The organism is Sphingomonas sp. PAMC 26621, from assembly GCF_000251145.1.
GTDB lineage: Bacteria > Pseudomonadota > Alphaproteobacteria > Sphingomonadales > Sphingomonadaceae > Sphingomonas.
In genome coordinates this window covers 1-20,379 of sequence record NZ_AIDW01000026.1, presented here as the reverse complement: position 1 = coordinate 20,379, position 20,379 = coordinate 1, and the positions used below count along the sequence as shown (strand labels likewise).

The 20,379-nt window shown below is 66.0% G+C and carries 16 protein-coding genes, 2 tRNA genes and 1 rRNA gene; 9 read left to right on the top strand and 10 right to left on the bottom strand.

The window, feature by feature from the left end:
- Window positions 1-46: 46 nt before the first annotated feature.
- From RI03_RS14940 to RI03_RS14925, 4 genes are all read right to left on the bottom strand, one after another.
- Window positions 47-1,183 carry a hypothetical protein gene (locus RI03_RS14940; protein ID WP_238542395.1) on the bottom strand — a complete coding sequence of 379 codons (1,137 nt, stop codon included), beginning with the start codon at window positions 1,181-1,183 and terminating at the stop codon, window positions 47-49.
- 53 nt (window positions 1,184-1,236) lie between these two features.
- Complete coding sequence (locus tag RI03_RS14935; protein ID WP_010218257.1) at window positions 1,237-1,710, bottom strand: DUF11 domain-containing protein; 474 nt, start codon at window positions 1,708-1,710, stop codon at window positions 1,237-1,239.
- An 11-nt stretch (window positions 1,711-1,721) separates the two neighbouring features.
- Window positions 1,722-2,687 carry a hypothetical protein gene (locus tag RI03_RS14930; protein WP_010218256.1) on the bottom strand — a complete coding sequence of 322 codons (966 nt, stop codon included), beginning with the start codon at window positions 2,685-2,687 and terminating at the stop codon, window positions 1,722-1,724.
- Window positions 2,688-2,963: 276 nt separating this feature from the next.
- Window positions 2,964-3,722 carry an SDR family NAD(P)-dependent oxidoreductase gene (locus tag RI03_RS14925; RefSeq protein WP_010218255.1) on the bottom strand — a complete coding sequence of 253 codons (759 nt, stop codon included), beginning with the start codon at window positions 3,720-3,722 and terminating at the stop codon, window positions 2,964-2,966.
- 92 nt (window positions 3,723-3,814) lie between these two features.
- On the opposite strand from RI03_RS14925, the gene RI03_RS14920 reads away from it, so the two are divergent.
- Window positions 3,815-4,723 (top strand): AraC family transcriptional regulator, encoded by a 909-nt coding sequence (locus RI03_RS14920; protein ID WP_010218253.1) that lies wholly within the window; start codon window positions 3,815-3,817, stop codon window positions 4,721-4,723.
- Between the two features lie 20 nt (window positions 4,724-4,743).
- On the opposite strand, the gene RI03_RS14915 is transcribed toward RI03_RS14920, so the two are convergent.
- Window positions 4,744-5,394, bottom strand: coding sequence for a response regulator (locus tag RI03_RS14915; RefSeq protein WP_010218252.1), 651 nt, complete (start codon window positions 5,392-5,394; stop codon window positions 4,744-4,746).
- Window positions 5,395-5,530: 136 nt separating this feature from the next.
- On the opposite strand from RI03_RS14915, the gene RI03_RS14910 reads away from it, so the two are divergent.
- The 3 genes from RI03_RS14910 to RI03_RS14900 are packed head-to-tail and all read left to right on the top strand — an operon-like array spanning window position 5,531 to window position 9,068.
- Complete coding sequence (locus RI03_RS14910) at window positions 5,531-6,181, top strand: LuxR C-terminal-related transcriptional regulator (protein ID WP_010162370.1); 651 nt, start codon at window positions 5,531-5,533, stop codon at window positions 6,179-6,181.
- 14 nt (window positions 6,182-6,195) lie between these two features.
- The gene (locus RI03_RS14905; RefSeq protein ID WP_037515388.1) at window positions 6,196-8,685 is read left to right on the top strand and encodes a CHASE3 domain-containing protein; all 2,490 of its coding nucleotides are present in this window, start codon (window positions 6,196-6,198) and stop codon (window positions 8,683-8,685) included.
- Complete coding sequence (locus RI03_RS14900) at window positions 8,682-9,068, top strand: response regulator (RefSeq protein ID WP_010218247.1); 387 nt, start codon at window positions 8,682-8,684, stop codon at window positions 9,066-9,068. Before RI03_RS14905 ends, RI03_RS14900 begins: the two co-directional genes overlap by 4 nt.
- A 62-nt stretch (window positions 9,069-9,130) precedes the next feature.
- Here RI03_RS14900 and pncB read toward each other — a convergent pair whose 3' ends face one another.
- The 5 genes from pncB to RI03_RS14875 all read right to left on the bottom strand — a co-directional run bounded on the left by pncB (window position 9,131) and on the right by RI03_RS14875 (window position 15,160).
- Window positions 9,131-10,435, bottom strand: a complete 1,305-nt coding sequence (gene pncB, locus RI03_RS14895; protein WP_010218244.1) for a nicotinate phosphoribosyltransferase — start codon at window positions 10,433-10,435, stop codon at window positions 9,131-9,133.
- Between the two features lie 439 nt (window positions 10,436-10,874).
- Window positions 10,875-11,711 carry an aldo/keto reductase gene (locus tag RI03_RS14890; RefSeq protein WP_010218243.1) on the bottom strand — a complete coding sequence of 279 codons (837 nt, stop codon included), beginning with the start codon at window positions 11,709-11,711 and terminating at the stop codon, window positions 10,875-10,877.
- A complete protein-coding gene (locus RI03_RS14885; protein ID WP_010218242.1) occupies window positions 11,708-12,688 on the bottom strand; it encodes an aldo/keto reductase in 981 nt (326 codons plus the stop codon). The genes RI03_RS14890 and RI03_RS14885 overlap by 4 nt, the downstream gene beginning before the upstream one ends.
- A gap of 174 nt (window positions 12,689-12,862) precedes the next feature.
- On the bottom strand, window positions 12,863-14,611 hold the full coding sequence (poxB, locus tag RI03_RS14880) for a ubiquinone-dependent pyruvate dehydrogenase (RefSeq protein ID WP_010218241.1): 1,749 nt from the start codon (window positions 14,609-14,611) through the stop codon (window positions 12,863-12,865).
- A gap of 30 nt (window positions 14,612-14,641) precedes the next feature.
- Window positions 14,642-15,160, bottom strand: coding sequence for a hemerythrin domain-containing protein (locus RI03_RS14875; RefSeq protein WP_010218240.1), 519 nt, complete (start codon window positions 15,158-15,160; stop codon window positions 14,642-14,644).
- A gap of 195 nt (window positions 15,161-15,355) precedes the next feature.
- On the opposite strand from RI03_RS14875, the gene RI03_RS14870 reads away from it, so the two are divergent.
- The 5 genes from RI03_RS14870 (at window position 15,356) to RI03_RS14850 (ending at window position 20,046) form a co-directional block, all read left to right on the top strand.
- The gene (locus RI03_RS14870; protein WP_010218239.1) at window positions 15,356-16,813 is read left to right on the top strand and encodes a phospholipase D-like domain-containing protein; all 1,458 of its coding nucleotides are present in this window, start codon (window positions 15,356-15,358) and stop codon (window positions 16,811-16,813) included.
- Between the two features lie 101 nt (window positions 16,814-16,914).
- Window positions 16,915-17,718, top strand: a complete 804-nt coding sequence (locus tag RI03_RS14865; protein ID WP_010218238.1) for a universal stress protein — start codon at window positions 16,915-16,917, stop codon at window positions 17,716-17,718.
- 447 nt (window positions 17,719-18,165) lie between these two features.
- Window positions 18,166-19,651 (top strand): 16S ribosomal RNA (locus RI03_RS14860).
- Window positions 19,652-19,871: 220 nt separating this feature from the next.
- Window positions 19,872-19,948: transfer RNA gene (locus RI03_RS14855), tRNA-Ile, on the top strand.
- Between the two features lie 22 nt (window positions 19,949-19,970).
- Window positions 19,971-20,046: transfer RNA gene (locus tag RI03_RS14850), tRNA-Ala, on the top strand.
- The last annotated feature ends 333 nt before the right edge of the window (window positions 20,047-20,379 follow it).

The window sequence follows — 20,379 nt, the reverse complement described above, 5'->3', positions numbered from 1 at the left end:
GCGCGCCGAGGGGACACTTCTCCTGTTGGGGTGGACGCGCGGGCGGCTAGTTGATCGTCACCTTGAACGCGACCGCGATACTCCCGCCGCCACCGACCGTGCCGACGATCGCGTTGACGTTCTTGGTGGTGCTGTTGAACGACGCGGTCACGCCGTCGGTCTCGCCCGCGTCATCGGCGTCGTCATCCTCGGTCGAGCCGAGCACCACGCAGGTGCCGCCCGGCGTGCCGATCGTAATCGACCCCGGAACGTAGGTGGTGTTGGCGGGAACCACGTCGTTGAGCTGCACGCCGTTGGCGGCGGTCAGCAGCGTCGCGTTGCGGACGAGCAGGCAATATTGCACCGTCGCGCCGGGGAGCGACTTGGGGTTCCCGACGCTCACCCCGTCCGACAACACCAGCGCCGACTTGGTCACGGTCAGCGCGACGTTGCGCGTGCCGATTTCGTAGGAAGCATAGGCGCGGCCCTGGCCGTTGCGGATGATGTCGATGCCGATCCCGTCATCGTCATCATCGGCGAAGACGATGTCGACGGTGGCGTCGGCATTGGGGAGGTTGGTGTCGGTCGGGATCAGCGCGGCGCCCTGCGTGTTGGCGAGCCCGCCGTTGGCGACCACCACATGAAGATCGACATTGGCCTGGCTGAGCGTGCCCGACCCGGGAACGTTGCCGACGATGAACACCGCGACCGAGGCATCGGGCGCGAGTTCGTCGATATAGGTCCGCGTGTCGACGCCCGCGTCATAGACGCCGTTGTTGTTCGAATCGACGAACACCTTGAGGTTGAGCATGTCGAAATCGTCGATCCCGGTGACGAGCCCGTTGACGATCTGCGATTGGTCGGCCTCGAGCAGGAAATCCTGGATGCCGTTGGTGGTGTTGGTCACGCGGAAGGTGGTCACCGCATCGGTCTGGCCGAGGTTGACCTGCGTCTTGGTGCCGCCCTGGTCGGCGACCACGGTGAAGTTGACCTTGCGATCGACCACGAAGGTCGCGGTGGTCGAGTTGGTCGTCTGCGCGGTGCCGTTCACGGTGTAGGTGACCGAGGCGGTGTTGCTGATGCTGGTGCCGGCGGTGGTGTTCTGCGCGGCGCTCTGCGCGTGCGCGCTGCCCGTGCCGATCGCGATGCTGGCGACCGCGGCGGACCCCGTCAGCAGCATGGTGCGAACCCTGTTCCGTAACATGATGTGATACTCCCTGTTCTACACGTTGGTCTTGGTGGTGATGGTGGGGCGGATCATCGCAGCACGGCCTCGAACGCGAGCTGGCCTTGCGCGCCGGCCGTGATCGGGCGCGCAAGCCGCCACCGGACATGGGTGACATCGTCGGCGGTCGCGGCGCGCGTCGTGCCGGTGGCGGTGGCGACGCGCAGGCTTGCGAGCGCCCCATAGGTCCTGCCGTCGACCGAAACCTCTGGCGCGGCGGACGTCGGGGCGGGGGCGCGGTACGCGATCCCCTTGGGGACGGGATTGTCGAGCACGACGTTGCCGATCGGCTGGGTGCCGGTGTTGCGATAGGCGAGGATGAAGGTGACGCGGTCGCCCGGCACGACCCGGCGGACCGGCGCGAGCGCGACGCGCACCGTGCCGTCGGGCGCGCGCGTCTTCTGCTCGGCGAGCACTTTCGATTCGACCTGTAATGGCCCGGCGGCGAGCGCGGGCAGCGCGATCGCGGACGTGGCCAGGATGGCGAGACGTAGGGGGGTGAACATGGCTGGGCTCCTCACTGGATTTTCACGCTGAACTGGATGGTGCGGCTGCCCGCGCCGGCGATGTCGCCGAGCGCGACGCGGATCGCGCCCGCGCCGGCGCTGCCCGCATCCGCGTCGCCCGCGTCGGTCAGCGTCGCGTCGTCGAGCCGCAGGCTGCCGGGGACGTAAGCGGTCCCCGCCGGGATCGGATCGTCGATCACCACGCCGCGCGTCGCGCCGACGAAGCCCGCAACCAGCCGGTAGGTGATGATCGCGCCGGGGATCGCGCGGGTACTGCCGTCGGGCGCGAACACGCTCTGCGACTTGGTCAGCGTCGGCAGGCCGGCGGTGGGGGAGAGCTGCGTCGCGGCGGTGGCGGTCGCGCCGGTCGCGCCGACGATCGCATCGCTGCCGCCATCCCCCGCCGCGGGGAAGGTGGTGCCCGCCGCACCGCTCCCGGTCCGCGCCGTCACGCGTGCGGTGATCGCGGTGCCCGCGCCGATCTGTGCGGCATCGACGAGGACGAAGACGCGGACGACCTGCCCGGGGGCGAGCGCCAGCGCGGCGCCGGGGGCAAGCGTCTGGTCGGCGGTGGCGGAATAGGCACCGTCGCCATCGCTATCGACCGCGAGCCGGTCGACCGACACCCCGGTCGCCGCGCTGCTGACGGCAAGCGTATAGTCTTCCTTGCCATTGCCGGTGTTGGTGACGACGAAGCCGACCGCGACCGTCTCGTTCCCGCGCGTCGCACGCGTCGGCATATCGGCGGCGATCGTGACGTTGAGGATCTCCGCGGTCGGGAGCGTCACCGTGTTGGAGGTCAGCGTCGGGGTGCTGCCGTCCGCCGCGGCAAAGGTCAGCTTGGCGGTATTGGCGATCGGCGTGCCGGCGGGCGTCGCCGCACGCGCGGGCGCGGCGGCGAAGGCGACGACCGACGCGGCGACGCACAGCGCCGCGGTCCGCCCGATCCTCCCGCTGCTGTCGTCCCTTGCCCGCACGTTCGTTGCCCACTGGTTGCTGTGAGGGCACTCAAGCGCGCTGCGGTTAATGCGATCCTACTTGCGGATGACGCGGCGGGGGATCTCCGACCAAAGTCTAACGCTATGGATCGCATTGGTATTTCTTTCATCCGGACGATGGCGGGACCGCGCAACAATCGTCCAATCGGCGCGGTGGCCAAGGTAAACGGCCCGGCCCGATATCCTCCGGGTGCGAACGCCGCCATCGCCGTTCCCGCGTCCGGACGCGGATCGAACGCGCCCGTACGCCTATCTTCAGCGGCCCTCGAACCAGGCGATCGCGTCGGCCCCCGCCGGCAGGACGATCGGGCAGGCGGGATCAGTCGCCGCACGGAACACCGCTTCGGCAACATCCTGCGCGGTCGTCACCGCAGCTTCCGGGCCGCGCTGCTGCATCGCCGCCATCGTCTGCTGTGCAAAGTCGGCATAAGCCTCTGGAAAGCCCCCGTGCGCCGCGATTTGCGTCCGCGCGGTGCTGCCGAAGCTGGTCGCAGGCGCGGCGCCGGGCAACACCGCATGCACGCGGATGCCGAATGCCGCGAGCTCGAGCGCGGCGGATCGGCTCAGCGCATTTATCGCGGCCTTGCTGGCGCTATAGATCGACAGGAGCGGCAGAGCCTTGAGCGTCACGCTCGAACTGACGTTCACGATCACCCCCGCGCGCCGGTCACGCAGGCCGGGAAGCACCGCCTGCATCATCGCGACCGTCGCGAAGGTGTTGGTCTCGAAGATCCGGCGCACCATCTCCATCGGCGTGCCTTCGACCGCGTTGAGCCACCCGATCCCGGCATTGTTGACCAGCACGTCGATCGCGCCGGCAGCGCCGACCGCGGCCGCAATGCTCGCGGGATCGGTCACGTCGAGCGCCAGCACGCGGAGCCGGTCCGACACGGGCGGCGTGTTCGCCGCGGGATCGCGCATCGTCGCGACGACGGTCCATCCCTGGTCGAGGAAATAGGTGGCGGTCTCACGGCCGAAACCGGTCGAGCAGCCGGTGATGAGGACGGTATTCATGGGTCAGAACTCCTGAAGCGGTGCCAGCGAGATAGGCGGGTCGTATCGGACGTTCTACGGTTAGAAGTCCACAATACATTCGAGATAGTCCGATGATGCCTGATCCGCTCGCCCAGGTGATTGGCCTGCTCCGGCCCCGCGCTGCCTTTTCCAAGGTGGTGACGGCGGCCGGACGCTGGGCGGTGCATCCGCCCGCGGCCGACCCCTTTTACGCGGCGGTGCTCGAGGGGGCGTGCACGCTGGCGATCCCCGGGCAATCGCCGGTGCCGCTTGGCCAGGGCGATTTCGTCCTGATCCCCGCCGCGCAGGATTTCACGATGGTCAGCCAGCTCCCGCCGCCCGTCGGATGGCTGGACGAACCGGTCGAGCGCGCCCCCGGCGTCTTTCACCTCGGCGCGGCGGGCACCCCCGACGTGCGCATGATGATCGGCTATTGCCGCTTCGGGTCGGACGACGCCGCCCTGCTGGTGTCGCTGCTCCCCGAGCGGGTGGTCGTGCGCGGCGCGCGGCGGCTGACGATGCTGGTCGAATTGCTCGGCGACGAAGCGCGCGCCGGTCGGCCGGGGCGCGATGCGGTGCTTGCGCATCTGCTGGAAGTGCTGCTGATCGAGGCGTTCCGCGCGACGCCGGGCCCAAGCGCCGCGCCCGGATTGCTGCGCGGGCTGGCCGACGCGCGGCTCGCGGTGGCGTTGCGCCGCATCCATGCCGACCCGACCCGCGCGTGGACGATCGGCGCGCTCGCAAGGGAGGCGGCGCTGTCGCGCTCCACCTTCTTCGACCGCTTCCGTCGCGAGGTCGGCGTTGCGCCGATGGCGTATCTGCTCGCCTGGCGCATGGCGATCGCCAAGGACCTGTTGCGCCGTGAGCGCGTCAGCGTGGGGGAGGCCGCGCAGCGGGTCGGCTACAGCTCCGCGAGCACGTTCAGCGTCGCCTTCACGCGCGAAGTCGGCGCTTCGCCGACGCTGTACGCCCGCGGGCCCGAGGCCGGGCGCGCGGTATGACCGCGCGCGCGACCCTCGGTTCAGGGAAGGTCGCGGTCGAACCCGGCCCGGTCGATCTGCCGCAACGCCGCCGCCGTGTCGCGGCGCGCCCGCGCGCGCATCGAGTCATCGCCTTCCGATAGCGCAAGAAAGCTGTGCCCGACGCGCGCGAACCCGAGCGTCCCCGCAATCCCGGCGATGCGATGCGCACTGGCGCGATCGGTGTCGCCGTCGAGTTCGGCAAGCGCCTGGGCAAGGTGATCGCGGAAGCGGACGACGAGCGCGGCGATCTCCGCGGCGCCGAACACCTGGGCAAGCCGTTCGATGTACGCCAGCGCGCCGGTCGGGCTCCACGGCGCAATCGCAGCCGCCAGCGTCGCGCCGTCGCAGGGCTTGGGTAGCACGCCATCGAACCCTGCGGCGCGCAACCGCGCGGCATCGGGGCGTTGCGCCGAATAGCACAGCACGGCCACGTCCCCCAGCGGCGGCGGCAACGCACGGACGGCACGGATCGCCATCCAGCCGTCGAGCACCGGCATTTCGAGATCCATGACGATCAGATCGGGCACGGCACGGCGTGCGCAGGCGAGGGCGACCGCACCGTCCGACGCATAATGTACGACATAGTCTTTGGGGATCAGGTGACGACCGATCGCAAGCCGATTGGCCGGTTCGTCATCGACGACAAGCACAGTGAAGCGGTGCGGCGTGATTTTTCGAACCCTTCACTTGAAGACGTTGATCTCTCTATCAAATGTCCATACGCTCCGTTCCACATAAGTTAAAGACGCAGCGGCGCGAGACTTGGTCCCGGAGGGCTCGAAGAGGATGACGGCGGGACATATACTGATCGCGGATGATCATCCGCTGACCCGCGAGGGGTTGATCCTCGCGGTGAAACTTGCCGTGCCCGGCGTCGCGGTCGATACGGCGGGGTCGATCGCCGAAGCGGAGCAGGCGGCAGCCTTGCGCAAGAAGGGGCACAAGCTCGTTTTGCTCGACTTCGTCTTGCCCGATTCTCGCGGTTTTTCGGGTTTTTTGCAGTTGCAGCATTTGCTGGGCCAGACCCCGATCGCCTTTGTTTCGGCAAATCGCGATCCGGGGATCATCGAGACTGCGCAGGTTCTTGGGGCGGTCGGCTTCCTGTCGAAGAGCTGGCCGCTCGACCAGCTGACGGTGGCGCTCCGCGAGATCGTGGCGGGCAAGCGGGTGTTCCCGGTTGCGGGCACCACGCCCCGGTCGACCCAGTCCGCGCGGGATCTGCTCGCGACCTTGTCGGGTGCCCAACGCCGGGTCATGCTCGCGCTGGCCGACGGGCGCCTCAACAAGCAGATCGCGGGCGACCTCGGCATCACCGAGGCGACGGTCAAGGCGCACATGTCCGCGATCTTCCGCAAGCTCGGTGTCACCAATCGCGCGCAGGCGCTGCTGGCGATGCAGCCGCTGCTGGGTGAGGCCGATCGGATCGCCAACCCGTGAGGGGGCCGGGCCCGGTGCCGCCCGACCCGGCCGTCCCGAAGCGGCCGAATGCGCTGCGCTTCGCGCTGGTCGCGCTGCTGGTGCCGCTGCTGCTCGCGCTGATGGCGGTCGGGCTGGATCACGAATATTCGGCCAGCGAGACCTTGCGGCATGCGGCGCATGATTCGTTCGACCGCAAGCTCGTCGCCAGCACGCTGATTCCCCGGATCGCGGATGCCGAAAGCGGGCAGCGCGGCTTCGTCATCACCGGGGACGACCGCTTCCTGCAGAATTACGCCCCGGCCCGCCACGCGGTGTTCGCGGGCTTCGCCTCGCTCGAGCGCGATCTCGCCGGGGATCCGGAACAAAGCGCGCGGTTGCGCCGGATGCGTGCGCTCGCGGCGCGCAAGTTCGCCGAGATGGACGGCGTGATCGCGCAGCGCCGCAGCGCGGGGTTCGCGCGCGCGGCGGCCCGCGTCGCGGACGGCGATGGTGACCGGCTGATGCAGGAGATGCGCGCGATCTCCGCCGAGATCGTGCGTGCGGCGGGGGGCGCGCGCGATCGCAACGTCGTGGCGTTCCGGCAGGCGGCGGCGGCGAACCTGCGCAGCATCTGGCTCGGGATCGGGCTGATCGCGCTGATCGCGCTTGCCGCGGCGAGCGCCTTCTGGGCGCAGAGCATGGCGCGCTACGCCGCGCGGTGCCAGGCGTTCGAAAGCGCCGAGCGCAACCGCACGATCCTCGACAGTACGATCGATGCGATGGCGATCGTCAACCCCGCGGGCCGGATCGAAACGATCAACCGCGCGGCATCGACGCTGCTCGGCTATGCCCCGGGCGAGCTGATCGGTCGCCATCTTTCCGAAGTGGTGCGCTTCCCCGATACCGGTGTTCCGCTGCGCGACCGGGTCCAGCTGCGCGACGGGGAACTGCTCGAACCCTATCGGTCGGACCGCACGCTGCTGCACCGCGACGGGCATGAAGTCCCGGTCGACGTAGCGCTCGGCGCGATCGACCTGCCCGACGGGATCTATCTCGTCGTGTCCGCGCGCGACGTGTCCGAACGCAAGCGGCTGGAGCGGATGAAGGACGCGCTGATGTCGACCGTCAGCCACGAATTGCGCACCCCGCTGACGTCGGTGGTCGGCGCGCTCGGGCTGCTGCGTGCGGGCGCGGCGGGCGCGATTCCCGACGCGGCGGCGCGGCTGGTCGAGATTGCCGAGAACAATTCGCGGCGGCTGATCCGCCTGATCAACGACATGCTCGACCTAGACCGGATCCGCTCGGGCACGCTCCACCTCGCGCGCAGCGCGATCGACCTGCGCGCGGTGGTCGACCGCGCACAGGTCGGGAGCCAGGGACTCGCGGCGGTCGAATCGGTGCAGATCGTCTGCGACCTGCCCGACGGGGAAGTCCCCGTGATGGGGGATGCCGACCGGTTGCTGCAGGTCATCACCAACCTCGTCTCGAACGCGGTGCGCGCGACGCCGACCGGGGGCGTGGTGCGGATCGTGCTCGGACCCGACGAAGCGAACGGCAAGGCGATCGTCAGCGTTGAGGACGAGGGGCCGGGCGTTCCGGTCGCCTTTCGCGACCGCATCTTCGGCCGGTTCGAACGCGCCGATGGCGAGCAGGGGATCGGCACCGGGCTTGGCCTCGCGATCTCGCGCGAGATCGTCGCGCGGCATGACGGGCGGATCTGGTTCGAGGATCGCGCCGGCGGCGGATCGCGCTTTGCCTTTGCGCTGGACCTGCACCGAAAAGCGGCACGGGTCGCGGAGCCGTCCGACCACCCGTGCGTTCTCATCTGTGAGGATGATGTCGGGATGGCGGCTATGCTCGAGTCCATGGTCGCAGACTTCGGGTACCGTGCCGAGCGGGTCACCAACACGCGCGATGCGCGCGACGCGCTCGACCGTCGGTGCTTCGTCGCCCTGCTGCTCGATCTCCGGCTGCCGGGCGAAAGTGGTCTCGCACTCGCGCAATCGCTGCGCACCGCGGACGGCGGATCGTCGCTGCCGATCATCATCCTGTCCGCGCTCGACCGGACGCAGGTGGACGATCCGGTCCCGCTCGACCTCGTCGACTGGCTGGTCAAGCCGGTTGACTCGCGCCGCCTTGCGCAAGCGATCGATACCGCGACAAGCCGGTCGGGCACCGCCCGTGCGACGATCCTGCACGTCGACGACGACCCCGACGTCCTGTCGCTGACCGAAACCGCGCTGCATCACGACGCGCGAGTCCTCAAGGCGACCGACCTCGCCGCGGCGCGCGCGCTGCTCGAAACCGAGCGCCCCGATATCGCGATCCTCGATCTGCATTTGCCCGAGGGCTCGGCGCTGCAACTGCTGCCGATCCTGGTCGATGCGGACGGCCTCGCGATCCCGACGATCATCTTCTCCGCGCATGAAATTTCCCCCGATGCCGCGCGGATGGTGGATGCGGTGCTGGTCAAGTCACGCGGATCGCTCCCCGACCTCAGGGCGACCGTCCGGCGCATCCTGGATGTACGGGCGCGGTCATGAGCGACTCGCTGCGGATCCTCTACGTCGACGACGATGACGACATCCGCACGATCGTCGAAATGGCGCTGTCGCTGGATCCGGCGATCGAGGTCCGCGCGGCGCGGTCGGGTGCGGTTGCGCTGCGGTTGGTCGATGCCGGTCCATGGCGACCGGATGCGATCATCCTGGACGTGATGATGCCGGAAATGGACGGGATCGCGTTGCTTGCGGCGTTGCGCGAACGTCCGGGACTCGCCGAAACGCCGGCGCTGTTCATGACCGCGCGCGGGCATGAGTCGGATGCGCTCCGCCCGCAGCTCGCGGGCGCGACCGGGGTGATCCTCAAGCCGTTCGACCCGATCGAGCTGGTCGGCACCGTCCGCCGGCTGATCGGGCGGGGGTGACGTAGACGGCGCAGGGGAATGGCCTGACGGGGCGAGGGGGGCGTGTCCGACCCGGCTTCGCCCTAAACGCTGACCGTGGTCGGAACCCGTCCCTCCGCGCCGAACACGCGCAGATAGCGCGCGATTTCGGCCGGGTCGCCGGTCGCCTTGGCGGGATTGTCCGACAGCTTGACCGCGGGACGCCCGTTCGCCTGCGTCACCTTGCAGACCAGCGAGATCGGCTCGAGCGCAGCCCCGCCGCGCGGGTCGCAGCCGCGGAAATCGTTGGTAAGGTTGGTCCCCCAGCCGAAGCTCAGCCGAACGCGCCCGTGGAAATGGCGGTAGACCTGCTCGATCGAGTCGACGTCCATCCCGTCCGAGAAGATCAGCAGTTTCTCGCGCGGGTCGACGCCGTGGCTTTTCCACCAGGCGATGATCTGCTCGCCCGCCGGGATCGGCGGAGCGCTGTCGGGGCGGAACCCGCTCCAGTCGGACAGCCAGTGCGGCGCGTTTGCCAGGAACGCGGTGGTGCCGAACGCATCGGGCAGCGCGATCAGCAGATTGCCCGCATAATGCCGCCGCCAGTCCTCGAGTACCTGATAGGGCGCTGCGGCAAGTTCGGCATCGTCGCGCGCGAGTGCTGCCGCGACCATCGGCAGTTCGTGCGCATTGGTGCCGATCGCCTCGAGGTCGGTATCCATAGCGAGCAGCACGTTGGATGTCCCGATGAAGCGGCTGCCCAGCCCTTCCTTGAGCGCCTCGACGCACCAGCGCTGCCACAGGAACCCGTGCCGCCGTCGCGTCCCGAAATCCGACAGGACGAGTCCCGGGAGTTGCTTCAACCGCTCGACCTTGTCCCACAGCCGCGCCTTGGCGCGCGAATAGGTGATGTCGAGCTCGAACCGCCCGTGCCCGCGCAAAGCCGCGCGCGACCGGAGTTCGTTGAGAATCGCGAGCGCGGGGACTTCCCACATGGTGGTGTGAGTCCAGGGGCCATCGAAATGCAGCTCATATTGCCCGTCGACCACGCGCAGGTCGTAGGGCGGGAGCTGGAACTCGGCGAGCCAGCCGAGGAAATCCGACGCGAACATCCGTTCCTTGCCATAGAAGCTGTTGCCCGCGAGCCAGATCAGCTCCTTCTTCCCGAACCGCACCGTGCGCGCATGATCAAGCTGCGCGCGGAGCTCGGCCTCGTCGATCACCTCCGCGAGGCGGACCGATTGGGTGCGGTTGATGACCGAGAAGGTCGCCTCCACGTCCGGGTGGAGCTGCCGGATCATCTGCAGCATCAGCAATTTGTAGAAATCGGTATCGAGCAGGCTGCGCACGATCGGGTCGAGCCGCCAGCCGTGGTTATAGGTGCGCGTCGCGATATCGGTGAGGATCATGCGGGCGCTTGTTCCGGGATTGTGGCCGAATGTCCACCGCCGGCTGACGCGACGGCCTGCGCCGAGGTTACACTCGGATGGAAAGCCAAGGTTTTCTGATGCCCGTCATTCCCGGGGGCATAGGAAGCCATCGTCGCCGTCGTCCGCCTTCTAGGCGGTTGCGCTAGCAACACTGGATTCCAAGGGCGCGCCGTACGAACACGAAAGCCCCTCCCCTTCAGGAGTGGCGGGTAAACCGCGCCCCGCGCGGTTTAGATCAGGCTTGGAGCCTGATCGACCCGCCACTGGGTTGGGGTGGGGCAGTCCAGCACTCTGGCCGCCGAAAGCAGGCACGGCCCCACCCCCAGCCCCTCCCCTGAAGGGGAGGGGAGCTCCCCCGCATCGGTTTCGCCGGACGCGTCCCGGCATCAACCGTGCCGCACACATCCCCACCCCGCCATCACAGCATCTCGAGCGGCCTGCGCGTCTTCGGCCGTGGAAACGCCGCGTCCAGCCTGTCCAACAGCACACCATCCAGCACCAGATCGAGCGCAGCGTGATTGTCGCGGACATGTGCGACCGACCCCGCCTTCGGGATCGCGATCACAGACGGATCGCGCAGCACCCACGCCAGCGCCACCTGCGCGGGCGTCGCGTCGAACTCCGCCGCGATCGACCGCAAGGTGGCATTCCGCAGCAACCGACCCTGTTCGACCGGGCTGTACGCCATCACCGGAATCCGGTGACCGGCAAGCCACGGCAGCAAGTCCAGCTCGGGCGAACGCCGTGTCAGATTGTACAGGATCTGGTCGGTCACGCACGCCGCGCCCCCCGCCGCGACCAGCTCCGCCATGTCGTCGGCATCGAGGTTGCTCACCCCCCAGCGTGCGATCAGCCCGTCCGCGACCAGCCGCTCCATCGCCTCGACCGTCTCTGCCAGCGGAACCGGACCACGCCAGTGGAGCAGATACAGGTCGAGCTGTTCCACCCCGAGCCGCTCCAGACTTGCCTCGCACGCCGCGCGCAGCCGCGCGCGCGACGCATTTTGCGGCAATGCCTTGCTGACGAGGAAGACCTGGTCGCGCAGCTCCGCGATCGCTTCGCCGACCAGATCCTCCGACCGGCCATCGCCATACATTTCGGCGGTGTCGATCAGCGTCAGTCCGCGTTCGATCCCCTCGCGCAGCGCGGCGATCTCGGCCGCGCGCGTACTGGCGGAATCGCCCATGTTCCACGTGCCCTGCCCGAGCGCGGGGACCAGCGTGCCATCGGGCAGCGCGACCGTCTTCGCGCTCATGCGAAGCCGACCACCGCATGCGGTACATACGGCTCCTCGAGCCGCGCGATCTCGTCCTCGGTCAGCCCGATCTCGAGCGCCGCGATCGCGTCGTCGAGATGCCCCGGCTTGGACGCGCCGACGATCGGCGCGGTGACTTCGGGCTTGGCGAGCACCCAGGCAAGCGCGATCTGCGCGCGCGGGACGCCGCGGTCCTTGGCGATCTCGGCGACCCGCTCGACCACGCGACGGTCCGCGTCGGCGGTGTGGCTGTAGAGCGTCGCGCCGAACTGGTCGGTCTCGGACCGGTTGGTCGCCTGGTCCCAGTCGCGCGTCAGGCGACCGCGCGCGAGCGGGCTCCACGGGATCACGCCGATCCCTTCCGCCTCGCACAACGGCAGCATCTCGCGCTCCTCCTCGCGGTACAGCAGGTTGAGATAATCCTGCATCGTCGAGAAGCGCGTCCAGCCGTTCGCGTCCGATACGTGGAGCATCGTCGCGAACTGCCACGCGTACATCGACGACGCGCCGATGTAGCGCGCCTTGCCTGCCTTCACGACGTCATGCAGCGCCTCGAGCGTTTCCTCGATCGGCACTTCAGGGTCGAAGCGGTGGATCTGGTACAGATCGACGTAATCGGTCCCGAGCCGCGTCAGGCTGGCGTCGATCTCGGTCATGATCGCCTTGCGGCTGAGCCCCGCGCCATTGGGTCCGGGGCGCATTCGGCCATGCACCTTGGTCGCGATCACGACTTCCTCGCGCCGCGTGAAATCCTTGAGCGCGCGGCCGACGATCTCCTCCGACGTGCCGTCCGAATAGACGTTGGCGGTGTCGAAGAAATTGATCCCCGCCTCGACCGCCTTTTGCAGGATCGGGCGGCTGGTCGCCTCGTCGAGTGTCCAGGCGTGGTTGCCACGGTCGGGAATGCCATAGGTCATGCACCCGAGGCACAGCCGCGAGACGTCGAGGCCGGTCATGCCGAGCTTCAGATAATCCATCGCTTTTTCCTTTAGAATGAGGCGGTCGTAAGGATATTCGGGACGCGGGACGGGGCAGCCCGTCCGAGAAACGCTTCCGTTCTCCCGCGAAGGCGGGAGCCCAGGAGTCGCACGCACCAACGTGCGTTGCTTTGCGCGACCCTGGATTCCCGCTTTCGCGGGAAAACGGGCACCTCAGAACAGGGTCTTCAACAGCCCGACGTTGGTCTTCCCCAATTCGATCACCGAGTCGCCGCGCCCGCTGAGGATCGCCTTCGCCATGTAGAGCGTGAAGCCCTTCATTTGCTCGAGCGTGATCTTGGGCGGCATCGACAATTCGTCGCGCGCGGTCACCGCATCGAGCAAGGCGGGCCCAGGAAGATCGAGCACCTCGCGCACCCCGCGCGCAAGATCGCCCGGGTCGGTGACGCGCACCGCGTGCATCCCCATCGCGCGCGCCATCGCCGCGAAATCGGGATTGTCGAGCGTGACCCCGGTCTCGACCAGCCCCGCCGCCTTCATTTCCATCTCGACAAAGCCGAGCGTCCCGTTGTTGAAGACGATGATTTTCACCGGCAGTGCTAGCTGGCGAACCGTCAGCAATTCGCCCATGAGCATCGCAAGGCCGCCGTCGCCCGACAGCGACACGACCTGCCGCCCGGGCGAGGCCGCCTGCGCGCCGATTGCCTGCGGCAGCGCGTTCGCCATCGACCCGTGGTTCCACGATCCGATCAGCCGGCGGTGTCCGTTCATTTTCAGATAGCGCGCGGCCCATACGGTCGGCGTGCCGACATCTGCAGTAAACACCGCATCCTCGCTCGCCATCTCGCTCACCAGCCCCGCGACATGCTGCGGGTGGAGCACCCCGCTGCCGGGCTTGCCATCCGCGAGTTCGTCGAGGTCCTCACGGGCCTTTGCATAGTTTTTCAATGACTTATCGAGGAAGTCCCGGTCGCGCCCATCGCGCAATTGTGGCAACATCGCCTCGATGGTGGCGGCGACATCGCCGACCAGCCCGAGGTCGATCGCGGTCCGCCGCCCGAGGTTCTCGGGCCGAAGGTCGATCTGTGCGACCTTCGCATCGTTCGGCAGGAACTGGCGATAGGGGAAATCGGTGCCGAGCATCAGCAGCGTATCGCACGCCATCATCGCGTCATAGCCCGAGGCAAAGCCGATCAGCCCCGTCATTCCGACGTCATAGGGGTTGTCATATTCGACCCATTCCTTGCCCCCGAGCGCATGCACCACCGGCGCCTGCAACGCAGCAGCCAGCCGGATCAACTGCGGATGCGCGTCCCGACAGCCCCGCCCGGCCAGGATCGTGACCTTGCCCGCACCGTTGAGCAGCGCCGCCAGCTTCGCGATCTCGCCTGCGGCCGGGGTGATAACGGGGGCGGCCGGCAGCAACGCATCCGCCGATCGGGCAAGCGTGCCCGTCGTCGTGCGCAAGGCAACGTCGCCCGGAATCGCCACGACCGAAACCCCGCGATGCCCCACCGCCGCGCGGATCGCGGTGTCGAGCGTGCGCGGCATCTGGTCCGCATCGCTGATCGTCTCGCAGTAGACGCTGCACTCGCGGAACAGCGCCTCGGGCCGCGTCTCCTGGAAGTAGTTCGAGCCGATTTCCCCGGTCGGCACCTGCGCCGCGATCGCGAGCACGGGAACGCGCGTCCGGTTGCAGTCATACAGCCCGTTGATCAGGTGCATGTTCCCCGGGCCGCACGATCCCGCGCACGCCGCGAGCTTCCCCGTCAGTTGCGCCTCGGCCCCGGCCGCGAACGCCGCGGCTTCCTCGTTGCGGACATGAACCCATTCGATCTTGCCCTGCGCGCGGATCGCCTCGGTCAGCCCGTTGAGGCTGTCGCCGACCACGCCGTAGATCCGTTCGACCCCCGCAAGATGGAGCGTCTGGGCGAACAAATCTGCGATCGTGGTCTTGGACATCGGGTTTCTCCTGGGGAGGGAGGGCAGGGGTTATTTTTTGGCGTGGTCAGCGAGCCACTGGTCCGGGTCCTTGTCGACCGGCTTGACCCCGGTGATGTGCGCCGCGCTGAACGCCGCGAACTTGACCGCGAGATCGTGCCGCTCCTCGAGCGTTGCATGCTCGCGGAAGTCGGTCAGGCCCTGGCGTTCTTCCTCGGCGAGGTGGTCGCCGTTTTCCTCGTTCGCCTTGCCGATCGCCGCGAACCATGCGTCCGACCCGACCTCTTCCTTGTTGACCGCACTGGAGGCGTCGCGGATCTTGTTATGATCCTCGATTGCGTCCTCGGTTTCCTCTTCGGCGCTCGGCGCGTCGTTGCCGCCAGTGCCGATTTGCATCAGTCGCGGATAGAAGAAGCGTTCCTCCGCCTCCGCATGCGTATCGAGCAGCGCGTTCAGCCGCCCCCAGATCGCCTCGAGCGACTCCGTATCGGACCGGTCGATCTGCTCGATCTGTGCGAACAGTTTGCGGATCTGGTGATGGTCGTCGAGGATCAGGTCGGTGATATCCATGATAGGTCCTTGGAAAGCGGCGTGTGCCGTCGGGTCGAGCGGACAAACACGCGAGCCGCCGTTCCGGTCCCCGAACAGCGCGGCTTTCTCGCATTGCGAGGCCGCGAATCGAAATCCTTGACTCGGCCGTAGCGCTTTCGCGTAAGGGCAGGCGATGGACCGTCTTGCCCGCCCGCTACCGGCTTCGCGCCGACCATGACCGACAGCGGCACCGAGTCGCTGCGACCAGGCGACACCTGCTGGCGGATCGAGCAGGCGAACGCCGCTGCGGTGATCGTCGATGCCGCTGACTATTTCCGCCACGCGCGGTCCGCGATGCTCAAGGCACGCAAGCGGATCATGCTGATCGGCTGGGATTTCGACGCGCGGATCGAACTGGGCACCAGCGACGAAGCGCGCGACGCACCGTCGCGGGTCGGCGATTTCATTTTGTGGCTGGTCGAGCGTAATCCCGAGCTCGAAGTCTTTCTGCTTCGCTGGGATCTCGGCGCGATGAAGACATTGTTCCGCGGCCGCACGATACTCACGGTGCTGAAATGGATGCGGCATCCACGGATCCACACCAAGCTCGATGCCAAGCACCCTCCCGCCGCATCGCATCACCAGAAGATAGTCGTGATCGACGATTGCTTCGCCTTCTGCGGCGGGATCGACATGACCGGCGACCGGTGGGACACGCGCGCGCATCTGGATGACGAACCCGGTCGGCACCAACCCAACGGCAAGCCGTACAAGCCCTGGCACGATGCGACGACCGCGCTCACCGGTCCGGTCGCGGCGGCACTCGGCGATCATGCGCGGATGCGGTGGGAACGCGCGGGCGGCCATCCGATCGAGCCGGTCGAGGGCGGGACCGATTGCTGGCCCGACGCGCTCGAGCGGCATTTCGGCGAGGTCACCGTCGCGATTGCGCGGAGCGCGCCCGAGATGCCGGATTGCGACCCCGTCATCGAGATCGAACGGCTGTACCTCGATCAGATCGCGCGCGCGAAGCGGTCGATCTATGCCGAAAGCCAGTATTTCGCGTCACGGAAGATCGGCGAGGCGATCGAGAAGCGGCTCGACGAGCCTGACGGTCCCGAGATCGTACTGATCAATCCGGTGGCGGCACAGGGTTGGCTAGAGCCCCTCGCCATGGATACGGCGCGCGCCCGGTTGTACGAGACGCTCCATCGGCGCGACGCAGGACACCGCTTCCGCATCTATCACCCGCACACCGCAGGCGGCGAGCCGATCTACGTCCACGCCAAGATCATGATCGTCGACGACGTCAGCCTGCGTGTCGGATCGTCGAACATGAACAACCGTTCGATGCGGCTTGATACCGAATGCGACGTGACGATCACCACCGCCAGCCCGGGCAATGAAGACTATGGTCCGGTCATCACCGGCATCCGCGACGGGTTGATTGCCGAGCATCTCGGGCTCGAGGTCGACGTGGTCAGCACGCATCTCGCGCAAACGGGCTCGCTGATCGCGACGATCGAGGCGTTGCGCGGGCAGGGCAAGACGCTCCGCCCGTATGAGACGCCTGACCTCAACGAGGTCGAGACGTGGCTCGCCGACAATGAGGTGCTCGATGCGGAGGGGCCCGGGGCCGCGCTTGAGGGGATCGCCAAGGGCGGGCTGCTCCGACGGTTACGCCGGCGCTGACGCTAGGCGGGCCCGCGGCTGCCCGCTCCGTACTAATCCCGATTCTTCTGCAACATTGCCTGGCCTAGCCTCATCCCCATTCGTAGCGAGGGAGGCGGTCGGTGAAGAACATCCTGGTCCTGGTACATGACGACGAAGGGCAGGAGGCGCGGCTTCAGGTCGGACTCGATCTTGTCCGCGGGCTAGGTGGGCATCTCACCTGCGTCGACGTTGTGGCGGTCCCGCTGTTCGTGGGAGACTATATGGGGGCTGGCGGCGACGCCCTCCTGCTCGCGGACGAGCAACAACGCGAATCGCGCAATGCCATCGCGCTAAAAAGCCGGTTGGTTCAGGAAGACGTCCCGCATGATTGGCGCGATGCCACGGGAGATCCGGCCAGTTGCGTGCGCGCGGCGGCGAAGCTTGCCGACCTGATCGTCGTCAACCGTCGGCTCGACGGGGGGTGGTATCCCGACATGACGGGGATCGCTGGGGACCTCGTGCTCAAGAGCCGCAAGCCGGTGATGGCGGTTCCCGAAACCGCGAAACGGCTCGACGTGTCCGGTCATGCCGTGGTCGCCTGGGACGGATCGGATTCGGCGGAGGCGGCGCTGCGGGCTGCGGTCCCGTTGCTGGCGTTGGCGGCTTCGGTGACGGTGGTGCAGATCGACGACGGCTCGGTGTCGGTTCCAGCGACAGAAGCGGCGGAATATCTGGCGCGTCACGACATCCGCGCCGAGGTTCAGATCGAAGCCGGGAATCGTCGGACCGTGGCGGACATCCTCGCCACAGTTCTGCGCAGTCGTGACGCTGCCTATCTGGTGATGGGGGGATTCGACCATGCGCGGTGGGTCGAATCGCTGTTTGGCGGGGTTACCGCGACCATGCTGAAGGGGTGTCCGGTCCCGGTTTTGTTGGCGCACTAAGGGAAACAAGCTCTGTCGAAGCGCCTCTTCGAAGGGCGGAAAAGCGCGGAATTCCACGGGAAAGAGACAATCTTGCCGCGCGAATGAAAGAAAACTGCAAGAAAGCGTTTGACCGAATCGTGTGCCGGCCATAGAGGGGTGTCACCGCAGCGACGGACCGAACGGTTCGCTTCTGCAGTTACCAGATCCTCGGCGTTCGGTTCGCCCTTTGAAAGAAGGGCTGAGCAAGACGTCGGCGTTTTGCGCTCTTTGACATTGTTGGTTTTAGATGAAGGGACATGTGGGCGGCGGCTACACGGTCTTTCGGGTCCTCTAGGCTCGTTGGATCGTTCAAAGCTAAGTCGCTCTTATACATGTCCTTCACGTATCCATACGTAAGAATATGTGCAGAGCAGCTCCTAGAGATGCTGATTTATCGTGGAATTCCACTGCGATGATGTTGGTCATAAACTTGAGAGTTTGATCATGGCTCAGAATGAACGCTGGCGGCATGCCTAACACATGCAAGTCGAACGAAGGCTTCGGCCTTAGTGGCGCACGGGTGCGTAACGCGTGGGAATCTGCCCCTGGTTCGGAATAACAGTTGGAAACGACTGCTAATACCGGATGATGACGTAAGTCCAAAGATTTATCGCCGAGGGATGAGCCCGCGTAGGATTAGCTAGTTGGTGTGGTAAAGGCGCACCAAGGCGACGATCCTTAGCTGGTCTGAGAGGATGATCAGCCACACTGGGACTGAGACACGGCCCAGACTCCTACGGGAGGCAGCAGTGGGGAATATTGGACAATGGGCGAAAGCCTGATCCAGCAATGCCGCGTGAGTGATGAAGGCCTTAGGGTTGTAAAGCTCTTTTACCCGGGATGATAATGACAGTACCGGGAGAATAAGCTCCGGCTAACTCCGTGCCAGCAGCCGCGGTAATACGGAGGGAGCTAGCGTTATTCGGAATTACTGGGCGTAAAGCGCACGTAGGCGGCTTTGTAAGTTAGAGGTGAAAGCCTGGAGCTCAACTCCAGAATTGCCTTTAAGACTGCATCGCTTGAATCCAGGAGAGGTGAGTGGAATTCCGAGTGTAGAGGTGAAATTCGTAGATATTCGGAAGAACACCAGTGGCGAAGGCGGCTCACTGGACTGGTATTGACGCTGAGGTGCGAAAGCGTGGGGAGCAAACAGGATTAGATACCCTGGTAGTCCACGCCGTAAACGATGATAACTAGCTGTCGGGGCTACTTAGAGCTTCGGTGGCGCAGCTAACGCATTAAGTTATCCGCCTGGGGAGTACGGCCGCAAGGTTAAAACTCAAATGAATTGACGGGGGCCTGCACAAGCGGTGGAGCATGTGGTTTAATTCGAAGCAACGCGCAGAACCTTACCAGCCTTTGACACTGTCCGGACGATTTCGGGAGACCGATCTCTTCCCTTCGGGGACTGGAACACAGGTGCTGCATGGCTGTCGTCAGCTCGTGTCGTGAGATGTTGGGTTAAGTCCCGCAACGAGCGCAACCCTCGCCTTTAGTTACCATCATTCAGTTGGGGACTCTAAAGGAACCGCCGGTGATAAGCCGGAGGAAGGTGGGGATGACGTCAAGTCCTCATGGCCCTTACGCGCTGGGCTACACACGTGCTACAATGGCGGTGACAGTGGGCAGCAATCCCGCAAGGGTGAGCTAATCTCCAAAAGCCGTCTCAGTTCGGATTGTTCTCTGCAACTCGAGAGCATGAAGGCGGAATCGCTAGTAATCGCGGATCAGCATGCCGCGGTGAATACGTTCCCAGGCCTTGTACACACCGCCCGTCACACCATGGGAGTTGGATTCACCCGAAGGCAGTGCGCTAACCGCAAGGAGGCAGCTGACCACGGTGGGTTCAGCGACTGGGGTGAAGTCGTAACAAGGTAGCCGTAGGGGAACCTGCGGCTGGATCACCTCCTTTCTAAGGATATCGGCAGAAAGCGCCTTTCATTTCGGGTGAGGGGAAGAGCTTCTTCCATTCCAAAGAACATTTGCCGCCGTCCTCATGTCCCTTCATCACTAGGTAGTCCACACGGACCGACAGCTTTGCTGTTACGGGCCGTGTCGGACAAGCTCGGTCGGCGCTGCAAAGCGCGCCATCTGGCGCAGCTCATGCTGCGACGGTCGGCGCAAGCAGGTGCGGGCCTGTAGCTCAGTTGGTTAGAGCGCACCCCTGATAAGGGTGAGGTCGGTGGTTCGAATCCACCCAGGCCCACCACATTCGCGCTTTAAAAGAGTATGGGGCCTTAGCTCAGCTGGGAGAGCGGTTGCTTTGCAAGCATCAGGTCATCGGTTCGATCCCGATAGGCTCCACCACTCGCTGCATATACCTAGAGATGAAGAGAAAACGCTTCCGCTTCGGCGGAAATTGCGGGGTTCGCCCCGCCTTATTTGACATTGTGAATGGGTTCTTAAAATCGATGCCGTGATACGGCGTTGGTTCGACAGGAACGATCCTGGACTGAGGTTCGCCTCGGGGTCAGGACGGTATGGTCGGATACAACGCTAATTAATCAGGCTGAGCATTTTTAATCATCCGCACCAAGATACTGCGACAACTCTGCTCTTGCCGAGTCGGCGTGATCGTCATGATCATGCCAGTGTTGTTGTTGGTGGTGCGGACTCTCAAGCGTGAGGTAAGGGCAATTC